The sequence below is a fragment of the Streptomyces sp. NPDC096105 genome (assembly GCF_044763335.1).
GTDB lineage: Bacteria > Actinomycetota > Actinomycetes > Streptomycetales > Streptomycetaceae > Streptomyces.
The window spans coordinates 288,855-310,233 of the sequence record NZ_JBIWGC010000003.1; the positions used below are offsets into that span (position 1 = coordinate 288,855).

Genomic DNA, 21,379 nt, shown 5'->3' on the forward strand with positions numbered 1-21,379 from the left:
CGCCCTCAGGCGTCCTTGAGGCTCGGGAACGGCCGGTCCGCCTCCAGCTCGAACGCCAGCTCCAGGAGCGTCCGTTCCGCACCCGGGCGGCCCGAGAACATGACGCCGACGGGCAGGCCGTCCGGGGTCGTGTGCGTGGCCGGGAGGGAGATCGACGGGGTGCCGACGACGTTGTTGACCGGGGTGAACGCCACGTAGGCGAGGATGCGTTCGATCAGGGTGGCGTACGGGACGGACGGGCTGAGGTGGCCCAGCGGCGGGGTGGTGCGGGCGAGGACGGGGGACAGGATGACGTCCAGGCCCCGGAACGCCGCCGCGTACGCCTCCCGCGTCCGCTTCAGCCGCCGCAACACCCCCGGCGTACGCCGCCAGTTGGCGACGTAGGTCGCGCGCAGACCGCGGCTGAGGCCGTCCATGCGGTGGCGGTCGAAGTCCGCGCCCAGGGTCCGGCCCGTGGTGCCGATGAGGAACGACAGCATGCCCCAGTAGGTGAGGAAGTCCTCGGTGAAGTGCGGGTCGATGGCCAGCTCCACCGGGGTCACCGTGTGGCCCAGCCCCTCCAGCCGCCGGGCCGTCCCGGTGACGGCCGCGCGGGTGTCCTCGTCGGTGCGGGCGCCGTTCGGGGAGTCCACCAGCAGACCGATCCGCAGCCGGCGGTCCGCCGGGCCCTCGACCAGCCCGACAGCGGGCAGTCTCGGGTTGCGGCGGTGCAGTTCGGCCGCCGCGAGGAACGCCGCGCTGTCCCGGACCGTGCGGCTCACGATGCCGTCCACCACGATGTCGATGGGGAGCTGACGGCCTTGCGCGTTCGGCACGGTCCGGCCGCGGGTCGGCTTCAGGCCGACGAGTCCGCAGGCGGCGGCCGGGATGCGGATGGAGCCGCCGCCGTCGTTGGCGTGCGCGACCGGTACGGCGCCCGCGGCGACCAGGGCCGCGCTGCCGCCGGAGGAACCGCCCGCCGAGTGGCCGGTGTTCCAGGGATTGCGGACCGGCGGGCCCTCCTCGAACTCCGTGGTGGGGCTGAAGCCGAACTCGGGCAGCCGCGTCTTGCCGAGCACCGTGACGCCGGTGCTCAGCAGCTGGCGGGTGAACGCGGCGTGCCGGCGGGCCGGACGGGGCACGAACGCGGCGCTGCCGTGGCCCGTGGGCAGACCCGCGAAGTCGGTGTTGTCCTTCACGAGGGTCGGCACCCCGGCGAACGCGCCGCCGCCGGCCGGGGTGCGGGCGGGGATGTCGAGGTGCACCTGGACAGCGTCGAGCCGGGCGTCGGCGTCCCGGACCCGGGCCGCCGCGTCCCGTGCGGCCTCGGCGGCGCTCACCTCGCCCCGGCGGATCGCCGCGGCGAGACCGACCGCGTCCAGGTCGCGCAGGGCGTCGTCACGGAAGACGTGGACCCTGGTCCGCGCCTCGCCGCGTCCCTGGCTCTGTTCCTCGGAAGTCGTCACCGTCGGCTCCGCCCTGCGTGCGTGAATGATGGCTCGCCCATCATTGCTTACCGACGGGTAACACGCGAGAGGCCGGCGGCGGCCGCGCTCAGAAGCTGAGGCTGCCGATCATCCCCGCGATGTTGGAGGTGACTTCGTTGATCGTGGGCGCGATCGTCGACGAGGCCAGGTAGAAGCCGAGCAGCATGCACACGATCGCGTGCCCTGCCTTCAGTCCCGACTTCTTGATCAGCAGGAAGACGATGATCGCCAGCAGCACCACCGCCGAAATCGAGAGTGCCACGGCGGCTCACCTCCAAGGATCCCAGGGGCGCGGGGGACAGGAATATGGGGGTAGTACGTTCACACAGCGGGCAGCAGGTTCATACCCACTATGCGCTAACGATCATAACTATCCGTACGTGCGCATCGATCGGCGCACAGCCGCACAAGGGGGCGCATGGCCAATATGGTCAGGGCATGACGACCGAGACGGACTCCTTCCCCCGGCGGCACGCCCGCACCCTCCGCTTCACGCTCGGCGCGCCGCGTTCGTTCAGCGTGGCGCCCGACGGCTCACGTGTCGTGTTCCTCCGCTCAGGTTCCGGTTCGGACCGGGCCAACGCCCTGTGGGTGCTCGACACGGACGAGGGCGGGGAGCGTGTGGCCGCCGACCCGCGCGCCCTGCTGAACGGCGCCTCCGAGCAGCTCTCCGCCGAGGAGCGCGCGCGGCGCGAACGCAGCCGTGAGGGAGGCGCCGGCATCGTCGGCTACGCCACCGACGCGGCCGTCGAGTTGGCGGCTTTCGCCTTGTCAGGGCGGCTTTTCACGGCGGAGCTGAGGGCCGGCACGGCGCGTGAACTGCCCACTCCCGGGCCGGTGATCGACCCCCGTCCGTCACCCGACGGGCGGCACGTCGCGTACGTCGCCCAGGGCGCGCTGCGGGTGGTCTCGGCGGAGGGGGCGGACGACCGCGCGCTCACCACCCCCGAAACGGAGGACGTCACGTACGGATTGGCCGAGTTCGTCGCGGCCGAGGAGATGCACCGTTCGCGCGGCTTCTGGTGGGCCCCGGAGTCGGACCGGCTGCTGGTGGCGCGGGTGGACGACACGCCGGTGCGACGGTGGTGGATCTCCGACCCCGCCCACCCGGAACGTGAGCCGCGTCACGTCCGCTACCCGGCGGCCGGCACCCCGAACGCGGACGTACGGCTGTTCGTCGTGGACCTCGCGGGGGCGCGCACGGAGGTCTCCTGGGACCGGGCGCGCTACCCGTATCTGGCGCGAGTGCACTGGTCAGCGGCGGGTGCCCCGCTGTTGCTCGTCCAGGCGCGCGACCAGCGGGCGCACCTGATCCTGGCCGTCGACCCGGACACCGGGGCGACCCGGATGGTGCACGCCGACGAAGACCCGGATTGGCTGGAACTTTTCCCCGGCGTGCCGTGCTGGAGCCCTTCGGGACAGCTCGTCCGGATCGCCGACGAAGGGGGCGCCCGGCGCCTCGTCGTGGGGGAACGGCCGCTCACCGGACCGCAGTTGCACATCCGTGCGGTCCTCGACGTCTCGGACGACGACGTGCTGGTCTCGGCGTCGGCGGGCGCGGAGGCGGCCGATCCGGAGATCGGCGAGGTGCACGTCCACCGGGTGAACGAACTGGGCGTGGAGCGGGTCTCGGAGGAGCCCGGCGTGCACACCGCGGTGCGCTCCGGAGGGGTCACGGTGCTCGTCTCGGCGACCCTGGATCGGCCAGGTTCGCGCGTGCGGGTGCTCCGTGACGGGAAACAGACGGCGACTGTCCCCTCGTACGCCGAAGACCCGGGTTTGTCCCCTCGGGTGACGCTGACGCAGGGGGGCGCACGCCGTATTCCGTGCGCCGTGCTTATGCCTCGGGACTACGCCGGTGACACCCTTCTGCCGGTGCTCATGGACCCCTACGGTGGTCCGCACGGCCAGCGGGTGGTGGCCGCCCACAACCCGTACCTGGCCTCGCAGTGGTTCGCCGACCAGGGCTTCGCCGTGATCGTCGCCGACGGGCGCGGCACCCCCGGCCGCTCCCCCGCCTGGGAGAAGTCCGTCAAGGACGACATCGCGGCCGTCGTCCTCCAGGACCAGGTCGACGCGCTCCGGGCGCTGGCCGGGGACTTCCCGCTCGACCTGGACCGGGTCGCGATCCGCGGCTGGTCCTTCGGCGGCTACCTGGCGGCCCTCGCGGCGCTGCGCCGCCCCGACGTGTTCCACGCGGCCGTGGTGGGCGCCCCGGTCACCGACCTGCGCCTGTACGACACCCACTACCAGGAGCGCTACGTGGGGCACCCGGACGAGCGGCCGGAGCTCTACCGCCGCAACTCGCTGGTCGACGACGCCGGCCTGGTCGACGCGGCGGAGCCGCACCGGCCCATGATGATCATCCACGGGCTGGCGGACGACAACGTGGTCGTCGCCCACTCGCTGCGGCTGTCCTCCGCCCTGCTGGCGGCCGGCCGCCCGCACGAGGTGCTGCCGCTGTCCGGCGTCACGCACATGACGCCGCAGGAGGAGGTCGCCGAGAACCTGCTCCGTCTCCAGCTCGGCTTCCTCAAGCGGGCCCTGTCCCTCCCGGACGCACCCGCCACGCGTTGACACCGGGGCAACCCCACGGAAACGGCGCCGCCACACGGACCGGGGAGACTGGTCGGTGTACGGCCGTGCGGGTGCCGTGAGCGGGCCGGGGTGCGCCATGTCACCCCGGCCCGTCACCCGCTCCGCCGGCCGGCGCCCCGTCAGCCGGGCCCCTCGCCCCGCTCCTCCACCGGCACCACGTGCTTCTCCTCCGCGAAGTGGCACGCCGAGTCGTGCGCGGCCGGGCCTCCGGTCTCCGCGAACCAGGGCGGCACCGCCAGCGCCGGCACCTCCACCGCGCACCGCTCCCGCGCCTTCCAGCAGCGGGTGCGGAAGCGGCAGCCGGACGGGATGTCCGTCGGCGACGGCACGTCCCCGCTCAGCACGATCCGCTCCCGGTGCTCCCGTGCCCGGGGGTCCGGCACCGGCACCGCGGACAGCAGCGCCTGCGTGTACGGGTGCGTGGGGTGGTCGTAGATCTCGGTGTCCGTGCCGGTCTCCACGATCCGGCCGAGGTACATCACCCCGACCCGGTCGGAGATGTGCCGCACGATCGACAGGTCGTGCGCGATGAAGACGTAGGACAGGTCGAACTCGCTCTGCAGCCGGTCCATCAGGTTGATGACCTGGGCCTGCACCGACACGTCCAGCGCGGACACCGGCTCGTCCGCGACGATCACCTCGGGGCGCAGCGCGAGCCCCCGCGCGATGCCGATGCGCTGCCGCTGGCCGCCGGAGAACTGGTGCGGATAGCGGTTGATGTACTCCGGGTTCAGGCCCACCACGTCCAGCAGGTCCTGCACCCGGCGCCGCCGGTCCCCCTTCGGCGCCACCTCGGGATGGATGTCGTACGGCTCCCCGATGATGTCGCCCACCGTCATGCGGGGGTTGAGCGAGGTGTACGGGTCCTGGAAGACCATCTGGATGTTGCGGCGCACCGCCTTGAGCGCCTTGCCGGACAGCCGGGTGACGTCCTCGCCCTTGTAGCGGATCGAACCGGCCGTCGGCCGCTCCAGGTTGACCAGCATCTTCGCGACCGTCGACTTGCCGCAGCCGGACTCCCCCACGATGCCCAGCGTCTCGCCCCGGTCCAGGCGGAAGTCCACGCCGTCGACCGCCTTCACGGCGCCGACCTGCTTGCGGAAGACGACGCCCCGGGTCAGCGGGTAGTGCTTGACCAGGCCGCTGACCTCCAGGACCGGCTCAGCCATCCAGGCACTCCCTCCAGAAGTGGCAGGCGCTCCCGCGCGTGCCGGAGACCTCGTACAGCGACGGGTCGTCGGTCGTGCAGACGTCCCGGGCCAGCGGGCAGCGCGGGTGGAAGGGACAGCCCGGCGGGATGCGGGTGAGGTTGGGCGGCAGGCCCTTGATGGCGTACAGCTCCCGGCCCTTGTGGTCCAGGCGCGGGATGGAGTCCAGCAGACCGCGGGTGTACGGGTGGGCCGGGGCCTTGTAGATGTCGTGCACCGGCGCCGACTCCACGATCCGGCCCGCGTACATCACCGCGATGCGGTCGGCGACGTCGGCGACCACGCCCAGGTCGTGGGTGATGAGGATGAGCCCCATCCGGTACTCCCGCCGGAGATCCGCGAGCAGCTCCATCACCTGGGCCTGGACGGTGACGTCGAGGGCGGTGGTCGGCTCGTCGGCGATGATCAGGGCCGGTTCCAGGGCGATCGCCATCGCGATCATGATGCGCTGGCGCATGCCGCCGGAGAACTGGTGCGGGTACTGCCGGACCCGTTCCCGCGCGGCCGGGATGCGCACCCGGTCCATCAGCTCGACCGCCTTGGCCCGCGCGTCCTTGCGGGACATGCCCCGGTGCACGGTGAACATCTCCGCGAGCTGGTCGCCGACGGTGAGCACGGGGTTCAGGGCGGACAGCGCGTCCTGGAAGATCATCGCCATCTCGGCGCCCCGGATGCGCCGTCGTTCCTCCTCCTTGAGCGTCAGCAGGTCCCGGCCCTGGAAGACCACCTCGCCGCCGGTGATCCGGCCGGGCGGGGTGTCGAGGATGCCCATGACCGCCTGCGCGGTCACCGACTTGCCGGAGCCGGACTCGCCCAGCACGGCCAGAGTCTCCCCCGCGTCCACGCCGTAGGTGACCCCGTTGACCGCCTTCGCCACACCGTCCCGGGTGCGGAACTCCACGTGCAGGTCGCGTACTTCCAGCAGCACCGCGGCTCACCTCAGCTTCGGGTCGAGGGCGTCGCGCACCGCGTCGCCGAGCATGATGAACGCCAGCACCGTGATCGCCAGCGCCCCCGAGGGCCACAGCAGCGCGTGCGGGGCGTTGCGGATGTAGGGCGAGGCCGCGGAGATGTCGATCCCCCAGGAGACGCTGGGCGGCTTCAGCCCGACGCCGAGGTAGGACAGGGTCGCCTCCAGCGCGATGTACGTGCCCAGCGCGATGGTCGCGACGACGATGACCGGGGCGACCGCGTTGGGCGCGATGTGGCGCAGCAGCAGCCGGGAGTGGGAGGCGCCGAGCGCCCGCGCGGCCTGCACGTAGTCGTTCTGTTTGGCGGTGATCACGGCGCCGCGCGCGATGCGGGAGATCTGCGGCCAGCCGAGCAGCACGATGAAGCCGATGACCGGCCAGACGGTGTTGCTGGTGATGACGGACAGCAGCACCAGACCGCCGAGGACGACCGGGATGGCGAAGAAGACGTCGGTGATCCGGGACAGGACGCTGTCCGCGACACCGCCGAAGAACCCGGCGAGCGCGCCCAGCACGCTGCCGAGGACCGCGACCCCGAGGGTGGCGAGCACCCCGACCGCGACGGAGGTGCGGGCGCCGTACACGGTGCGGGTGTAGACGTCGCAGCCCTGCCCGTCGAAACCGAAGGGGTGGCCGGGCTGCGAACCCTCCTGCGCCTTGGACAGGTCGCACTTCAGCGGGGAGCCGGAGGTGATCGCCGACGGCCACAGGGAGATGAGGACCAGGAACAGGATGACCAGCGCGGAGACGAGGAACACGGGGTTGCGGCGCAGGTCCCGCCAGGCGTCCGACCACAGGGAGCGGGGCTGTTCCTCCGGCCCGGCGCCGTCCGGTCCGGCCGGCTGCTCCTCCAGGGTCTCGGCCTCGTCGACGCCCAGGTCCATGGCGCCGCCCATGCCGGTCCCCGCGATGGCGGGGTCGCGTTCGTGATGACGGTCAGACATAGCGGATCCTCGGGTCGAGTACGGCGTACAGGAGGTCGACGACGAGGTTGGCGACGAGGAAGACCAGCACCAGGACGGTGACGAAGCCGACCACCGTCTGCGTGTTCTGCCGCAGGATGCCCTGGTAGAGCTGGTAGCCGACGCCGTGGATGTTGAAGATCCGCTCGGTGACGATCGCCCCGCCCATCAGGAAGCCGATGTCGGCGCCGATGAAGGTGACCACGGGGATCAGGGAGTTGCGCAGCAGGTGGCGGACGACGACCCGGCGCCGGGGCAGGCCCTTGGCGATCGCGGTGCGGACGTAGTCGGAGCGGCGGTTCTCCGCGAGGGAGGTGCGGGTCAGCCGGGTGACGTAGGCGAGGGAGACCGACGCCAGCACCAGGCCGGGCAGGATCAGCTCGCCGAAGGGCGCCTCGGAGGACACCGAGGGCCGGATCCAGCCCCACTTCACGCCGAGCAGCAGCTGGAGCAGCAGACCGGTGACGAAGGTGGGCACGGAGATGACGACGAGGGTCAGCAGCAGCACCCCGGTGTCCACCGGCCGGCCCCGGCGCAGCCCGGTGACCACGCCGAGGGTGACGCCGACGGCGATCTCGAAGAGGATCGCGATCAGGGTGAGCCGGGCGGTGACGGGGAACGCCGTCGCCATCAGCTCGGTGACCTCCTGGCCGTTGAAGGCCGTGCCGAAGTCGCCGGTGAAGACGTTCCCCATGTACGTCAGGTATTGCTGCCAGACCGGCTTGTCGAGGCCGAACTCCTGCTCCAGGCGGACGGCCGTCGCCGGGTCGCACCGCCGCTCGCCGCAGAGTCCCGCGATGGGGTCGCCCATCACGTTGACCATGAGGAAGATCAGCAGCGTGGCCCCGACGAAGACCGGGATCATCTGGAGCAGCCGCCGGACGACGTAGCGCCCCATGACCGCTCAGCTGACCTTGATCTCGTTGTAGACGGGGACGCTGAAGGGGTTGAGCTCGACGTCGGAGAGCCGCTCGGACCAGCCGGCGCTGCCGTTCTGGTACCAGAGCGGGATCGCGGCCATGTTGTCGCGGACCACTTCCTCCGCCTGCTGGAACAGGCCGACGGCCTTGGCGGTGTCGGTCTCCTGGTTGGCGCGGTCCACCAGGTCGTCGAACTCCTCGTTCGACCACTGGCCGTCGTTGGACGAGGCGTTGGTGTAGTACAGCGGCTGGAGGAAGTTCTGGATGAGCGGGTAGTCCATCTGCCAGCCGGCCCGGAACGGCCCGGTCATCTTCCGGTCGGTGATCTCGTTGCGGAAGTCCGCGAAGGTGCCGACCGGGTTGGCGGTGCAGGCGCGCTCGTCGTCCAGCGCGTTGTTGATGGAGTTGCAGACGGCGTTGACCCATTCGCGGTGGGAGCCGGTGTCGGCGTTGAAGGTGAGGGTCACCCTGCCGCCGGGCAGTCCGCCGCCCTCCTCGATCAGCTTCTTCGCCTCGTCGGGCTTGAACTCGCAGTACTCGCCGCACAGTCCGTCCTGGAAGCCGCCGTCCTCGCCGAGCACCGGGGAGGTCCAGTCGGTGGCGGGGGTGCGGGTCTTCTGGAAGATCGTGTCGGTGATCTGCTCGCGGTCGATCGCCATGGACAGGCCCTGGCGGACCTTCGTCGCGCCCTCGGTGTTCCAGGCGTCGTCGTAGAACGGGAAGGCGAGGGTCTGGATGATGCCGGCGGGGGTGTTGAGGTAGCGGTCGCCCAGGTCGTTCCTCACGTTCTTCAGCTGCGCGGCCGGCACGTCGTCGACCAGGTCGAGGTTGCCGGCCAGCAGGTCGGTGTAGGCGGTGTTGTTGTCGGTGTAGACCTTCAGGTCGACGCCGCCGTTCTGCGCCTTGTCGTCGCCCGGGTAGTCGTCCCACGCGCGCAGCGACATCTGCGAACCGCGGGTGTACGACTCCACCAGGTAGGGCCCGTTGCCGACGGGCTTGCGCACCCAGGCGTCGTGGTCGTCGAAGAACGCCCGGGGCAGCGGCGCGAACGCCGCGTAGCCGAGGGTGTCGGGGAACGTGGAGAACTTCTGGCTGAGCCTGACGGTGAAGGTGCGCTCGCCGGTCACCCTCAGCCCGGACAGGGTGTCCGCCGTCTGCTCGCCCTCCTCCGGATGCACCTGGTCGTAGCCCTCGATGTAGCTGAAGAAGTACGCGTTGCGCTGGTTGTTGCGCAGGCTCGCGCCGTAGTTCCAGGCGTCCACGAAGGACTGGGCGGTGACCTTCTCGCCGTTGCTGAAGGTCCAGCCGTCCTTGACGGTGACGGTGAAGTTCTGCGAGTCCGAGGTCTCGATCCTCTCGGCGAGCATGTCCTGCGCCTCGCCGGTCTCCGGGTCGTACCGCTTCAGGCCCCGGAAGATCATGTCGAGGACCTTGCCGCCCTGCACCTCGTTGGTGTTCGACGGCTCCAGCGGGTTCTGCGGATCGCCCCAGGAGGCGCTCAGCACGGCACTGGAGTCGCCGCTGCCGCCCCCGCCGCCGCACCCCGCCGCGGCGAGGACGAGCGCCATCGCGCAGACGGCCCGTCCGGCGTGCGTGGTGGTGCGCATGGGTGCCTCCTCGTGCCCGGGTCCCTTACCGGGCCAGCCTGGGAGCGGGCGCCCCGGTGCGCACGCCCGCCGGGGCCGTACGGGTACGGGGGTCGTCCGGACGGGCCAGCGCGGAGCCGTGGCCGTACGCGCCGCAGCCTCGGGCGGGCCCGGGAAGCAACCGGCCGAACCCGCGTGGCATCCGCGTCACGGACGCGGTGCGCGAGGGCCGGGCGGGCGCGCACGAGGCCACCGGGCGGCTCCGGGGGCGGCGGGCTCCGGGCCGGGCACACGAAAGGACCGGGGGCGGGAGGGTGTCCTCCCGCCCCCGGTCCTCTCAGGGGCCTGCGGTGAAGGGGTCAGTCCTTGGCGGCGCCCCCGTCCTTCTCCAGCGCCTTCAGGGCCGGGTCCAGCACGACGTCCTCGCCACGCGCCTCGACGGTGGGCTCCTCCGGGAAGTGGCACGCCGTCAGGTGGCCCTCGGTGTTGCCCTCGATCCGCACCAGCGGCGGCTCCTCGGTGGCGCACTTGTCCTGCGCCTTCCAGCACCGCGTGCGGAACCGGCAGCCGGACGGCGGCGAGATCGGCGAGGGGACGTCACCGGCGAGGCGGATGCGCTCGCGGTTCTCCGCCTCGTCGTCCATGGCCACCTCGGGCACGGCCGACAGCAGGGCGTGGGTGTAGGGGTGCCGCGGGCGGTTGTAGATGGAGTCGCGGTCACCGACCTCGACCACCTTGCCCAGGTACATCACGGCCACGCGCTGCGAGAAGTGCCGCACGACGGCCAGGTCGTGGGCGATGAAGAGAAAGGCGATGCCCATCTCTTCCTGCACCTTCTGCAGCAGGTTGACGACCTGCGCCTGGATCGACACGTCGAGCGCGGAGACCGGCTCGTCCGCCACGATCAGCTTCGGGTTGAGCGCGAGCGCCCGGGCGACGCCGATGCGCTGGCGCTGGCCGCCGGAGAACTCGTGCGGGAAGCGGTTGTAGTGCTCGGGGTTCAGGCCGACGAGCTCGAGCAGCTCGCGGACCCGCTTCTCCCGGCCGCCCGCGGGGTCGATCCCGTTGACCTCCATCGGCGACTTGATGATCGTGCCGACGGTCTGCCGCGGGTTCAGCGAGGAGTACGGGTCCTGGAAGATCATCTGGATCTCGGACCGGACCGGCGCCAGCTGCCTGCGCTTGGCGTGCGTGATGTCCTGGCCCGCGTACTCGATCTTCCCGCCGGTCGGCTCCAGGAGCCGGGTGATGAGCCGGCCCGTGGTCGACTTGCCGCAGCCCGACTCACCCACCAGGCCGACGCTCTCGCCGACGCCGACGGTCAGGTCGACGTTGTCGACGGCCTGCACGGCACCGACCTTCCGCTTGATCGGAAAGCCGCCGTAGATCGGGAAGTGCTTGGTCAGGCCCTCCACCTTCAGCAGCGCCTCGGTCGACGCGCCGGTGGAGCCCTGCTGTGCGGGGAGGGTGAGGTTGTCGCTCATGTCTCGGATCTCCCTAGCGCAGCCGGGGCTGGATCTTGTCGATGAAGATGGTCTGCTTCTGCTCTGCCGTCAGGTGGCAGGCAGCGGCGCGGCCTTCGCCCAGCAAGGGCCGCTCGGTGCTGCAGCGGTCGCCCGACACCTTGTCCGTGAACGTGCAGCGCGGGTGGAACGGGCAGCCGGACGGCGGGTTCAGCAGGCTGGGCGGCGAGCCGGGGATCGGCATGAGGGGCTGCGAGGTGCTCCCGCCGAGGCGCGGCATCGAGCTGAGCAGACCCCAGGTGTAGGGGTGCCGCGGCTCGCGCAGCACCTCGCGGACGCTGCCGCGCTCCACGGCCCGGCCGGAGTACATCACCAGCAGGTCGTCGGCCATGTCGGAGATGACGCCGAGGTCGTGGGTGATGAAGATGATCGCCGACCCGAACTCCTGCTGGAGGTCCTTGAGCAGGTCGAGGATCTGGGCCTGGACGGTCACGTCGAGGGCGGTGGTCGGCTCGTCCGCGATCAGCAGGTCGGGGTCGCAGACCAGCGCCATGGCGATCATGGCGCGCTGGCGCATACCGCCGGAGAACTGGTGCGGGTAGTCGTCCACGCGGGTCTTGGGCTGCGGGATGCCGACCTTGGCCAGCATCTCGATCGCCCGCTCCCGCGCCTCCTTCTTGGAGGCGCCGGTGTGCTTCATGAACGGCTCGGCGATCTGCCGGCCCACCGTGTAGTACGGCGAGAGCGCCGTCAGCGGGTCTTGGAAGATCATCGCGACCTTGTTGCCGCGGAGCTTCTCCATCTCCTTCTCAGGAGTGGTCACCAGGTCCTGGCCCTCGAGGAGGATCTCGCCCTCGACCGTGGTGGTCTTGGGGTTGTGCAGCCCGAGCACGGTCAGGTTGGTCACGGACTTGCCGGAACCCGACTCGCCCACGATGCCCAGGGTCTTGCCGCGCTCGACGTCGAAGGACAGCCCGTCGACCGCCTTGACGATGCCGTCCTCGGTGGAGAACCGCACCCGCAGGTCGCGGACCGAGAGGAAGGACTCGGGCCCGGTCGGGGCCTTCTCGCCTTCGGTCTTGGTCAGTGTGGTCACGGTGTTTCTCCTAGCTGAGCCGTACGCGCGGGTCGATGAAGGCGTAGGCGAGGTCGACGAGGATGTTCAGGAGCAGGATGAAGAACGCTCCGAACAGCATGACACCCATGGTCACCGGCAGGTCCTTCGTCAGCGACGAATCGACCGCGAGACGGCCGATGCCGGCCAGGTCGAAGGTGAACTCGGTGACCACCGCGCCGGACAGCAGGGCGCTGAGGTCCATGCCGAGGATGGTGACGATGGGGATCAGGGAGCCGCGCCAGGCGTAGCGGAAGAAGACGTAGCTCCGGCGCATGCCCTTGGCGCGCGCGGTGCGGACGTGCTCCTCCTGCAGCTGCTCGATCATCGTCGAGCGGGACATACGGGTGTACTGCGCGGTGAAGATGGTGGCCATGACCACCCAGGGGATGAGCATCCCCAGGAACCAGGCTCCGGGCTCATCGGTGAAGTTGTAGTACTTCGGGAACTCCATGATGCCCGTGCTGTAGACCAGCAGGCCGAGGACGATCGGGCCGAGCAGGTAGATCTGGAAGGAGCTGAGCACGATCGAGGCGCCGCTGACGAGCTTGTCGACCACGGTGCCGCGCTTCCAGGCGGCCAGCAGACCCGAGCCGAGGCCCAGGATCAGGAAGATCACGAGACCGCCGACGGTCAGCGACAGCGTCAGCGGGAAGCGGTCGATGATGGAGTCCCAGACGAACTCGCCGCTGTCGAAGGAGACACCCAGGCACGGCGCGGAGCAGTGCCCCTGCGGGAAGTCGCGGCCGGCCACGATGCCCGTCATGAACTCCCAGAACTGGGTGGTGATGGGCTTGTCCAGGCCCAGGTTCTCGCGGATCACCGCGAGGTTCTCGGGCGAGCAGTTCTTGCCGCAGGACAGCGCAGCGAAGTCCTGAGGAACTGTATAGAACAGGAAGAACGTGAAGGCGCCGATCAGGAACATGATGACGACGGCGCCGGTCAGCCTGCGGATGAGGAACTGAAGCATGGCGGGTGGATGCTCTCTTCGAAACGCGGCGGCAGCTAGGGGGTACCGTCCGCGGGGGTGTGCTCCGCCTGGCGCACACCCCCGCGGTCAGCCGAACCGAGGGCTTACGGCTGCTTCAGGTACAGGTCGGTGATGTTGATGTAGCTCGACTCGGTGCTGTACCTGGCGCCACCGATGTTCGATCCGTAGAGCTGGATCTGCTTCGAGTAGTAGACCGGCGCGGCCGGGTTGATCTCCTCGACGATCCGGTGGTGGGCCTGCTCCCAGGTCTTGGCCGCCTCCTCGGGCTGCTGCTTCAGGGCCTTCTGGATGAGCTCGTTGACCTGCTTGTCGTTGATGTGCGAGTAGTTGGACGCGCCGTCGGCGACCAGCTCACCGTCGTAGACCGGGGTGATGACCGTGGACGGGGACGGCCAGTCCTGGCCCCAGCCGGTCATGTAGATGTCGTACGGGTTGTTCAGCTTGCCGATCTGCTCGTAGAAGCTGGCCCGGTCGATCTCCTTGGCCTGGACGTCGAAGCCGATCTTCTCCAGCGCGTCCTTGATGATGACCTGCTGGGCCTGGCCGCGCGGCGTGTTGGAGTAGGCGTAGGTGAGCTTCGTGCCCTCCTTGACACCCGCCTCCTTCAGCAGCTCCTTGGCCTTCTCCGGGTCGCCGTTGGGCTTCTTCAGCTTGCCGAACGGGTCGTACGTCGCGTCGAAGCCCGGCAGGGTCGGGGCGAGCAGACCGCCGGCGACCTCACCGCCGTAGCGGCCGCCGTCCGCCTGGACCATGGACTGGTTCGGGATCGCGTAGGTGATCGCGTCGCGGACCTTCTTGTCCTTCAGGCGGTCCATGTTGAAGGTGAGCTGCCACACGTAGGGCTGGTAGCCCTGGATGGTCCGCTTCTTGGTCTCCGGGTTGGTGACCACGTCGGACATCTGGGCCGGGTCCACCGAGTCGGTGAACTGGATGGCGTTCTTCGCCTCGCCCTGGTCGGAGATCAGGCGCTTGGTCTGGCTGGGCTGGGAGACCGTGTTGGTGAAGTTGAAGCCGTCGACGTACTGGTGGCGCACGGCGTCGGTCTTCGGGTCCCACTGGTCGTTCTTGACCAGCTTCATGGACTTGCCCGGCTTGTACTCGGCGATCTTGTACGGGCCGAGGGCCGCGGGCGCCTTGTCGTACTTCTCCTTCGTGTCCTGCTTGGCGGGCACGATGGAGTAGCCGGCCATGGCCAGGGCCTGCGGCAGGTCCGGACGCGGCTGGTTGAACTTGAAGACGACGGTCTTGTCGTCCGGCGTCTCGAGGACGGTGTCCGGCAGGTGCTTGCCCTTGTAGGGGCCGTCCGGCAGCGCCTTGCGGTAGTCGTTGCCCGAGAGCCAGGTCTGGATGTAGGTCGGACCGTCGAAGATGACCTTCGAGTACATGCGCTCGATGGTGTGGCGGACGTCGGCCGAGGTGATCTCGTTGCCGTCCTCGTCCTTGATGCCGTCCTTGAGCTTGTACGTCCAGACCTTGCCGCCCTCGGAGGACTGGCCGGAGTCGGTGGCGATGTCGCCGACGACGGTCAGGTTGCCCTGCTCGTCCTCCTGGAAGTTGGTCAGACCGCGGTGGATCAGGTTGGAGAACTGACCGGCGTCGCTGACGTAGATCTGGCCCGGGTCCATGTGGGACAGGTCCGACTGCATGTAGACGTTGATGAAGCCGCCGGACTTGGCGCCCTGGACGTCCTTCGCCGGGCCGGTCGACGCGGCGGCGTCACCGTAGGCGACAGGGTCCTGCTGCTCGGCGGCGTCCTTCTGGGACTTCGCGTCGCTCTTGCCCTTGCCGCCGCCGTTGTCGTTGCTGGAGCAGCCGGTGAGGGCCAGCGAGCCTGCCACGATGGCCACGGCTATGGCGCGCGCGGTACGCGTTCTGATGGGCTTCATGATGCCGATGCACCTACCTGTCGATAGTTGTCCACGAGTTGCTGCCTGACAGTCCGGTAGCCCGGCCGGGGGCGGCAGCTCCCCCACCCACCAATGGACGTTCAGCGTCCGGTCTTGGGGTCGAATGCGTCCCGGACGGAGTCTCCGAGAAGGTTGAAGGCAAGAACGAAGATCACCAGCGCCGCTCCCGGGAAGAGCAGGAACATCGGGTCCTGCTCGTACACCTCGGTGCCGACCTTGAACATGCGGCCCCAGTCCGGGGTCGGCTCGACGAAGCCGACGCCGATGAACGAGAGGAAGGCGATGGTGAGGATCGTGCTCGGCAGGATGTAGGTCGCCTGCACCAGGATCGGGGTGACGATGTTCGGCAGGATCTCCTTGCGCACGATGCGCCCGGGAGGAGCGCCGGACACCTTGGCCGCCTCGACGAACTCACGGTCCCTCAACGACAGCACGGAGCTGCGCACCAGACGGGACAGACCCATCCAGCCGAGGAACCACATCACGAGGATGATCGCCACGGCCCGCAGGTAGGTGGGGGTCTCGTCCTGCGGGTCGACGAACATCGCGGTGACGACGGGCATGAAGGCGATGAAGAACAGCTGCTGGGGGAAGCCCAGGAAGAAGTCCGTCACCCGGCCGAGCCAGTAGTCGACGCGGCCGCCGAAGTAGCCGCCGATCATGCCGATGATCACGCCCGTGATCACGCTGAGCAGCGTGACGACCACGGCCATGTACAGCGACGTCCGCATGCCGTACAGCAGCATCGTGAACACGTCGCGGCCCAGCTTGGGCTCGACGCCGAACCAGAACTCGCCCGACATGCCGCCGAAGGAACCGTTCGGCATGGCGAAGTCGTCGAGGAGGAAGGGGTAGTCGGGCTCCTGGGCGTACAGCGTGTAGGGGTCCTTGCCGTACAGCTTGGAGATCACCGGCGCCAGCGCGGCCACCACGAAGAAGAAAATGACCACGCACGCGGAGACGACTCCGGTACGGTCACGCTTGAAGCGCTGCCACATCAACTGGCCGGGGGAACGGCCCTCGGGCTGCTTCTCGCCCTGGGCGACGTCGGTGGTCGCCGTGAGCTCGGGGTCCAAGACAGCCGCGGACCCGGAGTCCTCGGCCTTAGTTGGACTGGTCATCGTGTTCGTCCCCCGGGGGGTTGGAGAGTTGAGCGCAGCACAGATACCGGCAGGTTCTGCGGTTTGGGGGAACTTTCGCCAAGAGAGTCAACGCGCGTCAAGGGCGTACGGCATAGGGATCTCCCTACCGTCGTTTTTTTGAGGAAATATTGCAGAGATCGACACCTGCGCGCGCTTGACACCTCTGAACCGAATTCGACAATTCAGACATTCGGTGCGCATTTTTGGTTTACATGTCCGAAACCCGCGTGCGTGATCACCGATATGCGAACGAGATGTTGCGTTTGCCGGAAGCACGTGTGACCGCCCGGAGACGTCCGCCCCTCCGGACGCCGGCCTCCCCGGCCCCGGGCCCTCCGGCACGCGCGGGCGGTGCGGGTGGCGGCCCCGTACCATGGAGGAAGGCCGAGGCGTGTCCAGCCCGGCAGTGCCCTCGCACCACAGACGTCTGCGGCGGGCGACCTTCACCACCCCCGGGAGTACGCCTTTCATGGCACCGTCCGTAACGCGCCACGACATCCGCAACGTCGCCATCGTCGCCCACGTCGACCACGGCAAGACCACCATCGTCGACGGCATGCTCAAGCAGGCCGGCGCCTTCGCCGCCCACCAGCTCGACCAGGTCGACGACCGCATGATGGACTCGAACGACCTGGAACGTGAGAAGGGCATCACGATCCTCGCCAAGAACACGGCGGTGAAGTACCACCCCAAGGACGGCGGGGAGCCCATCACGATCAACATCATCGACACCCCCGGCCACGCCGACTTCGGCGGCGAGGTCGAGCGCGGTCTGTCGATGGTCGACGGCGTCGTGCTGCTGGTGGACGCCTCCGAGGGCCCGCTGCCGCAGACCCGCTTCGTGCTGCGCAAGGCGCTGCAGCAGCGGCTGCCGATCATCCTCTGCATCAACAAGACGGACCGGCCCGACGCCCGCATCGACGAGGTCGTCAACGAGACCTACGACCTCTTCCTCGACCTGGACGCCGACGAGGAGCAGATCGAGTTCCCGATCGTCTACGCCTGCGGCCGCGACGGCGTCGCCTCGCTGACCAAGCCCGACGACGGCACGGTCCCCGGCGACTCCGACTCCCTCGAGCCGTTCTTCTCGACGATCCTCGAGCACATCCCCGCCCCCACCTACGAGGAGGGCGCCCCGCTCCAGGCCCACGTCACCAACCTCGACGCCGACAACTTCCTCGGCCGTATCGCCCTGCTCCGCGTCCACCAGGGCGAGCTGAAGAAGGGGCAGACCGTCGCCTGGATGAAGCGCGACGGCTCCGTGCAGAACGTCCGCATCTCCGAGCTGATGATGACCGAGGCGCTCACCCGCAAGCCCGCCGAGAAGGCCGGCCCCGGTGACATCTGCGCGGTCGCGGGCATCCCCGACATCATGATCGGTGAGACGCTGGCCGACCTGGAGAACCCGGTCGCCCTGCCGCTGATCACGGTGGACGAGCCGGCGATCTCCATGACCATCGGCACCAACACCTCCCCGCTGGTCGGCCGCGGCGGCAGCGGCAAGGGCGCCGACAACAAGGCGGCCGTCAAGGACCGCAAGGTCACCGCCCGCCAGGTCAAGGACCGCCTGGACCGCGAGCTGATCGGCAACGTCTCGCTCCGCGTCCTGGAGACCGACCGCCCCGACGCCTGGGAGGTGCAGGGCCGCGGCGAGCTGGCGCTGGCCATCCTGGTCGAGCAGATGCGCCGCGAGGGCTACGAGCTCACCGTCGGCAAGCCCCAGGTGGTCACCAAGGAGGTCGACGGCAAGGTCTACGAGCCGGTCGAGCGCATGACCATCGACGTGCCCGAGGAGCACATGGGCGCGGTCACGCAGCTCATGGGCGTCCGCAAGGGCCGCATGGACAACATGTCCAACCACGGCTCCGGCTGGGTGCGCATGGAGTTCGTGGTGCCCTCGCGCGGTCTGATCGGCTTCCGCACCGAGTTCCTGACCCAGACCCGCGGCACCGGCATCGCCCACTCCATCCACGAGGGCCACGAGCCCTGGTTCGGCACGCTGACCACCCGCAACAACGGCTCGCTGGTCGCCGACCGCGCCGGTGCGGTCACCGCGTTCGCGATGACCAACCTGCAGGAGCGCGGCGTGCTCTTCGTGGAGCCCGGCACCGAGGTGTACGAGGGCATGATCGTCGGTGAGAACTCCCGCTCCGACGACATGGACGTCAACATCACCAAGGAGAAGAAGCTCACCAACATGCGGTCGTCCACGGCCGACGTGACCGAGTCGATCGTGCCGCCGCGCAAGCTGTCGCTGGAGCAGTCCCTGGAGTTCTGCCGCGACGACGAGTGCGTGGAGGTCACCCCGGAGGCCGTCCGCATCCGCAAGGTGAACCTGGACGCCCGCGAGCGCGCCCGCGCCGCGAGCCGCGCCAAGCACGGCTGATCCCCGCACCGCGAACGTGACGCGGCCCGGCGCCCCGGTGGGGGCGCCGGGCCGCGTCGCGGTTGCCGGCCGGTCCGGTCAGCTCCCGGAGGAGGACGCGCTGTTCTTCGCCCCCGGCGACCCCTCGGCCCCCTGTGCCGGCTTCTTCAGGAAGCCCATGTCCTCGTAGACCGGTGCGGCGAAGCCGAAGGCGCCGGCGTTGGCGAGGTTCTTGCGGGCCGCGACGAGCTGCGGGCGCTGGTAGAGGGGGATGGAGCCGGCCGCCGCCCAGATCCGGGAGTCGGCCTTGCGGATCAGGTCGCGCCGCTCGGCGTCGTCGAGGGTGGCGATGGCCTGGTCGAAGAGCTGGTCCACCTGGTCGGTCCCGACGCGGGTCCAGTTCTGCTCCACGTTCAGCGAGCCGTCGGCGGCCGGGACCGGCTTGGAGTAGACGGGGCGGGCGTCGGTGGCGGGGAAGGCCGTCGCGGGCCAGGAGTACAGGGCCAGGTCGAAGTCGCCGGACGCGATGTGGTCCTTGAAGTAGCTGTCGTCGTCGACCTTGGAGATGTCGGTGCGGATGCCGATCCTCTCCAGCATCGTCGCGATCCGGCCGGCCACGGTCTCCAGCGTCTGCGAGCCGGGCCCCGACGGCAGCACGAACCGCAGCACGAGCGCCTTGCCGTCCTTGGCGACCGGGGCCGCGTCCGCGCGAGCCGGGGCCGCGGTGCCCTGGGGGGCGTAGGCGCCGGCGGGGGCGCCGCCGCTCTGCTTCCGCGTGCCGGCGCCGGTGTCCGGGTCGTGCGGGGCCTTGCCGTCGCCGTGGTTCTTCCCGTCGTCCTCGCCGACGATGTACGTGCCGTCGTCACCGTCCCCGTCGCCGGATTCCCCGGAGCCGTCCGAGTTCCCGGAATCTCCGGAGCCGCCCGCCTCGTCCTCGTCCGCCTCGGAGCCGGCCGCCTTCTCCCCCGCGTCCTTCTTCTTCTCCTCGTCCTTCTTGTCGTCCTTCTTCTCGTCCTCGTCCTTCTCCTTCCCCTCCTTCACCGGACCGCCCGGCACCCATCCGGCGTCCGAGAGCAGGGCCCTGGCCTCCTTGGCGTCCGGCGTGCCGAGGGCGCCGCTGCCGTCGGCGTAGGCGGCCTGGCCGGGCAGCGCCAGGTGGCTGCCGACGGGCTCGGCGGGCAGGCCGAGCGGCTTCAGCACGGCCCCGGCGAGGTCCTCGCGGTCCAGGGCCCGGGCCACGGCCCGGCGGACCCGCTCGTCGGAGAGGGGTCCCTCGGCGCCGTTGAGGGCGAGCTGGGTGTAGGCGGGCTCCAGTGACGTGCGGACCTCGAAGCCGCCGAGCGCCTTCTGCTGCCGGGCGTACTTCTCGGCCTTCTTGCGCAGCTTCTCGCGGGCGGAGATCTCCTCGTCGGCGGCGTCCTCGTCGGAGCCGTGGGCGACCGCCCAGGAGCGCAGCGCGTCCGCGGCGGAGCGGTCGGCCTCGGGACCCATCAGGGGCGCGCCGCCGTCCTGCGGCAGGGCGGCGACCGTGATGCGGCGGGCGGCCTCGGGGCCGATCTCGGCCAGGTCGAGGGTGCCGTCGCTGAGCGCGGAGACGCGCTCGTCGTGCGGCACGGCGCGCAGCACGATCTTCTTCAGCTTGGCCGGTCTGCCCCACCAGCGCGGATTGCGGGCGAGGACGACCTCGTCCTCCTCGGTGTCCACCTCGTCCACCGTGAACGGCCCGGCGGTGACCTTCAGCTTCTTGCGCGCCCCGTCGTTGAAGGAGTCCGGGGTGCCCGTCACCTCCTTGGGGTAGAGCGGGGTGAACAGCGACTTCCAGTCGGCGTAGCGGCGGCTGAAGGTGACCTTGACCTCGAGGTCGTTCGCGCCGCGCTCGACCTTCTCGATGCGGTCGTAGCCGGCGTTGCGGGCGGTCCAGTAGGCGGTGTCCTTGCCGGACAGGGCGCGCCACTGTGCGGCGAAGTCGGCGGCGCCGATCTCCCGGCCGTCGCTCCAGACGGCCTGCTGGGCGAGCCTGTAGACGACCACCTGCTTGGGCTCGGTGTCGACGACCTCGGCGGAGGCCAGGTAGTCGGGGTTGCGCACGGCCCGGCCCCGGCCGTCCGTGCGGTACATCGACGGCAGCACGGCCTCGGCGATCCGGGCGGTGGTGGTGTCGGCGTCGGCCTGGAAGGTGTTCAGGGTGTCCGGGACGGTGTCCACGGCCCAGCGCAGGGTCCCGCCGTCGGCGATGTCGGACCGGTCCGCGCCCGCGACGTCCGCGCCCGCGAGCGGCTTGCCCGCGGGGTCCTCGGAACCGCACCCGGCGAGGGCGGGCACGGTGAGCACGCCGGCGGTGAGGAAGGCGACCGAACGCAGGACCGCGCGCGGTCCGATGCCGTCGTGGGACATCTCTGGATACCTCCGGAAAGCCGCGGGCACGGTGATCACACGTGATATGGGGTGGTCATCCGATGTATGCGGCCCACTGAAGAGGAAAGGGTTCTGCATTCCCGGGCGACACGGCGGCCGGGGACGGCGCGCCACCCGTGCGGCGCAACGCACCCGGCGGGACACGGCCGCGCACCGGACGATGCACCCATGGGCCTCGGCCAATCGATGCACATCCCTTCACAGCGCAAGGTGTGACGCGCAACACTCGCAGGCGCATGACCGTTGCACCGCCTTGGGCCTGAAGGACCCG

Annotated in this window: 15 protein-coding genes; 2 read left to right on the forward strand and 13 right to left on the reverse strand. The window is 70.0% G+C overall.

The window, feature by feature from the left end; all coding sequences use genetic code 11:
- Positions 1–5: 5 nt before the first annotated feature.
- Together ACIQ8B_RS06840 and ACIQ8B_RS06845 are read right to left on the reverse strand one after the other, a co-directional pair.
- The gene (locus ACIQ8B_RS06840; RefSeq protein ID WP_403545797.1) at positions 6–1,445 is read right to left on the reverse strand and encodes an amidase; all 1,440 of its coding nucleotides are present in this window, start codon (positions 1,443–1,445) and stop codon (positions 6–8) included.
- An 88-nt stretch (positions 1,446–1,533) separates the two neighbouring features.
- On the reverse strand, positions 1,534–1,728 hold the full coding sequence (locus tag ACIQ8B_RS06845) for a hypothetical protein (protein WP_106412612.1): 195 nt from the start codon (positions 1,726–1,728) through the stop codon (positions 1,534–1,536).
- A 176-nt stretch (positions 1,729–1,904) separates the two neighbouring features.
- On the opposite strand from ACIQ8B_RS06845, the gene ACIQ8B_RS06850 reads away from it, so the two are divergent.
- Entirely contained in the window at positions 1,905–4,043 is a 2,139-nt protein-coding gene (locus ACIQ8B_RS06850) for a prolyl oligopeptidase family serine peptidase (protein ID WP_403545800.1), read from the forward strand.
- Between the two features lie 140 nt (positions 4,044–4,183).
- Here ACIQ8B_RS06850 and ACIQ8B_RS06855 read toward each other — a convergent pair whose 3' ends face one another.
- The 10 genes from ACIQ8B_RS06855 to ACIQ8B_RS06900 all read right to left on the reverse strand — a co-directional run bounded on the left by ACIQ8B_RS06855 (position 4,184) and on the right by ACIQ8B_RS06900 (position 16,307).
- Positions 4,184–5,233, reverse strand: a complete 1,050-nt coding sequence (locus ACIQ8B_RS06855) for an ABC transporter ATP-binding protein (RefSeq protein ID WP_290011422.1) — start codon at positions 5,231–5,233, stop codon at positions 4,184–4,186.
- Positions 5,226–6,200 (reverse strand): ABC transporter ATP-binding protein, encoded by a 975-nt coding sequence (locus ACIQ8B_RS06860; RefSeq protein ID WP_403545802.1) that lies wholly within the window; start codon positions 6,198–6,200, stop codon positions 5,226–5,228. The genes ACIQ8B_RS06855 and ACIQ8B_RS06860 overlap by 8 nt, the downstream gene beginning before the upstream one ends.
- A 6-nt stretch (positions 6,201–6,206) precedes the next feature.
- A complete protein-coding gene (locus ACIQ8B_RS06865) occupies positions 6,207–7,187 on the reverse strand; it encodes an ABC transporter permease (RefSeq protein ID WP_290011424.1) in 981 nt (326 codons plus the stop codon).
- Positions 7,180–8,103, reverse strand: coding sequence for an ABC transporter permease (locus ACIQ8B_RS06870; protein ID WP_403545804.1), 924 nt, complete (start codon positions 8,101–8,103; stop codon positions 7,180–7,182). Before ACIQ8B_RS06870 ends, ACIQ8B_RS06865 begins: the two co-directional genes overlap by 8 nt.
- A 6-nt stretch (positions 8,104–8,109) precedes the next feature.
- Positions 8,110–9,732: an ABC transporter substrate-binding protein gene (locus ACIQ8B_RS06875; RefSeq protein WP_403545806.1), complete on the reverse strand. Its 1,623-nt coding sequence runs from the start codon at positions 9,730–9,732 to the stop codon at positions 8,110–8,112.
- Positions 9,733–10,070: 338 nt separating this feature from the next.
- Complete coding sequence (locus tag ACIQ8B_RS06880) at positions 10,071–11,195, reverse strand: ABC transporter ATP-binding protein (RefSeq protein ID WP_290011427.1); 1,125 nt, start codon at positions 11,193–11,195, stop codon at positions 10,071–10,073.
- Positions 11,196–11,208: 13 nt separating this feature from the next.
- Positions 11,209–12,270 carry an ABC transporter ATP-binding protein gene (locus tag ACIQ8B_RS06885; RefSeq protein ID WP_106412620.1) on the reverse strand — a complete coding sequence of 354 codons (1,062 nt, stop codon included), beginning with the start codon at positions 12,268–12,270 and terminating at the stop codon, positions 11,209–11,211.
- Between the two features lie 10 nt (positions 12,271–12,280).
- Positions 12,281–13,258, reverse strand: a complete 978-nt coding sequence (locus tag ACIQ8B_RS06890; protein WP_403545809.1) for an ABC transporter permease — start codon at positions 13,256–13,258, stop codon at positions 12,281–12,283.
- A gap of 104 nt (positions 13,259–13,362) precedes the next feature.
- Complete coding sequence (locus tag ACIQ8B_RS06895) at positions 13,363–15,165, reverse strand: ABC transporter substrate-binding protein (RefSeq protein WP_290011429.1); 1,803 nt, start codon at positions 15,163–15,165, stop codon at positions 13,363–13,365.
- 101 nt (positions 15,166–15,266) lie between these two features.
- The gene (locus tag ACIQ8B_RS06900) at positions 15,267–16,307 is read right to left on the reverse strand and encodes an ABC transporter permease (RefSeq protein WP_365414913.1); all 1,041 of its coding nucleotides are present in this window, start codon (positions 16,305–16,307) and stop codon (positions 15,267–15,269) included.
- Positions 16,308–16,797: 490 nt separating this feature from the next.
- On the opposite strand from ACIQ8B_RS06900, the gene typA reads away from it, so the two are divergent.
- On the forward strand, positions 16,798–18,714 hold the full coding sequence (gene typA, locus ACIQ8B_RS06905; protein ID WP_106412624.1) for a translational GTPase TypA: 1,917 nt from the start codon (positions 16,798–16,800) through the stop codon (positions 18,712–18,714).
- 78 nt (positions 18,715–18,792) lie between these two features.
- On the opposite strand, the gene ACIQ8B_RS06910 is transcribed toward typA, so the two are convergent.
- Positions 18,793–21,087, reverse strand: coding sequence for an ABC transporter family substrate-binding protein (locus ACIQ8B_RS06910; RefSeq protein WP_403545812.1), 2,295 nt, complete (start codon positions 21,085–21,087; stop codon positions 18,793–18,795).
- Positions 21,088–21,379: the final 292 nt, after the last annotated feature.

Excerpts from the sequence above, each read along its gene's own strand:
- typA (WP_106412624.1), top strand. The coding sequence starts at position 16,798 with ATGGCACCGTCCGTAACGCGCCACGACATCCGCAACGTCGCCATCGTC.
- ACIQ8B_RS06900 (WP_365414913.1), bottom strand. The coding sequence starts at position 16,307 with ATGACCAGTCCAACTAAGGCCGAGGACTCCGGGTCCGCGGCTGTCTTG.
- ACIQ8B_RS06875 (WP_403545806.1), bottom strand. The coding sequence starts at position 9,732 with ATGCGCACCACCACGCACGCCGGACGGGCCGTCTGCGCGATGGCGCTC.
- ACIQ8B_RS06855 (WP_290011422.1), bottom strand. The coding sequence starts at position 5,233 with ATGGCTGAGCCGGTCCTGGAGGTCAGCGGCCTGGTCAAGCACTACCCG.
- ACIQ8B_RS06895 (WP_290011429.1), bottom strand. The coding sequence starts at position 15,165 with ATGAAGCCCATCAGAACGCGTACCGCGCGCGCCATAGCCGTGGCCATC.
- ACIQ8B_RS06910 (WP_403545812.1), bottom strand. The coding sequence starts at position 21,087 with ATGTCCCACGACGGCATCGGACCGCGCGCGGTCCTGCGTTCGGTCGCC.
- ACIQ8B_RS06890 (WP_403545809.1), bottom strand. The coding sequence starts at position 13,258 with ATGCTTCAGTTCCTCATCCGCAGGCTGACCGGCGCCGTCGTCATCATG.
- ACIQ8B_RS06850 (WP_403545800.1), top strand. The coding sequence starts at position 1,905 with ATGACGACCGAGACGGACTCCTTCCCCCGGCGGCACGCCCGCACCCTC.
- ACIQ8B_RS06880 (WP_290011427.1), bottom strand. The coding sequence starts at position 11,195 with ATGAGCGACAACCTCACCCTCCCCGCACAGCAGGGCTCCACCGGCGCG.
- ACIQ8B_RS06870 (WP_403545804.1), bottom strand. The coding sequence starts at position 8,103 with ATGGGGCGCTACGTCGTCCGGCGGCTGCTCCAGATGATCCCGGTCTTC.
- ACIQ8B_RS06865 (WP_290011424.1), bottom strand. The coding sequence starts at position 7,187 with ATGTCTGACCGTCATCACGAACGCGACCCCGCCATCGCGGGGACCGGC.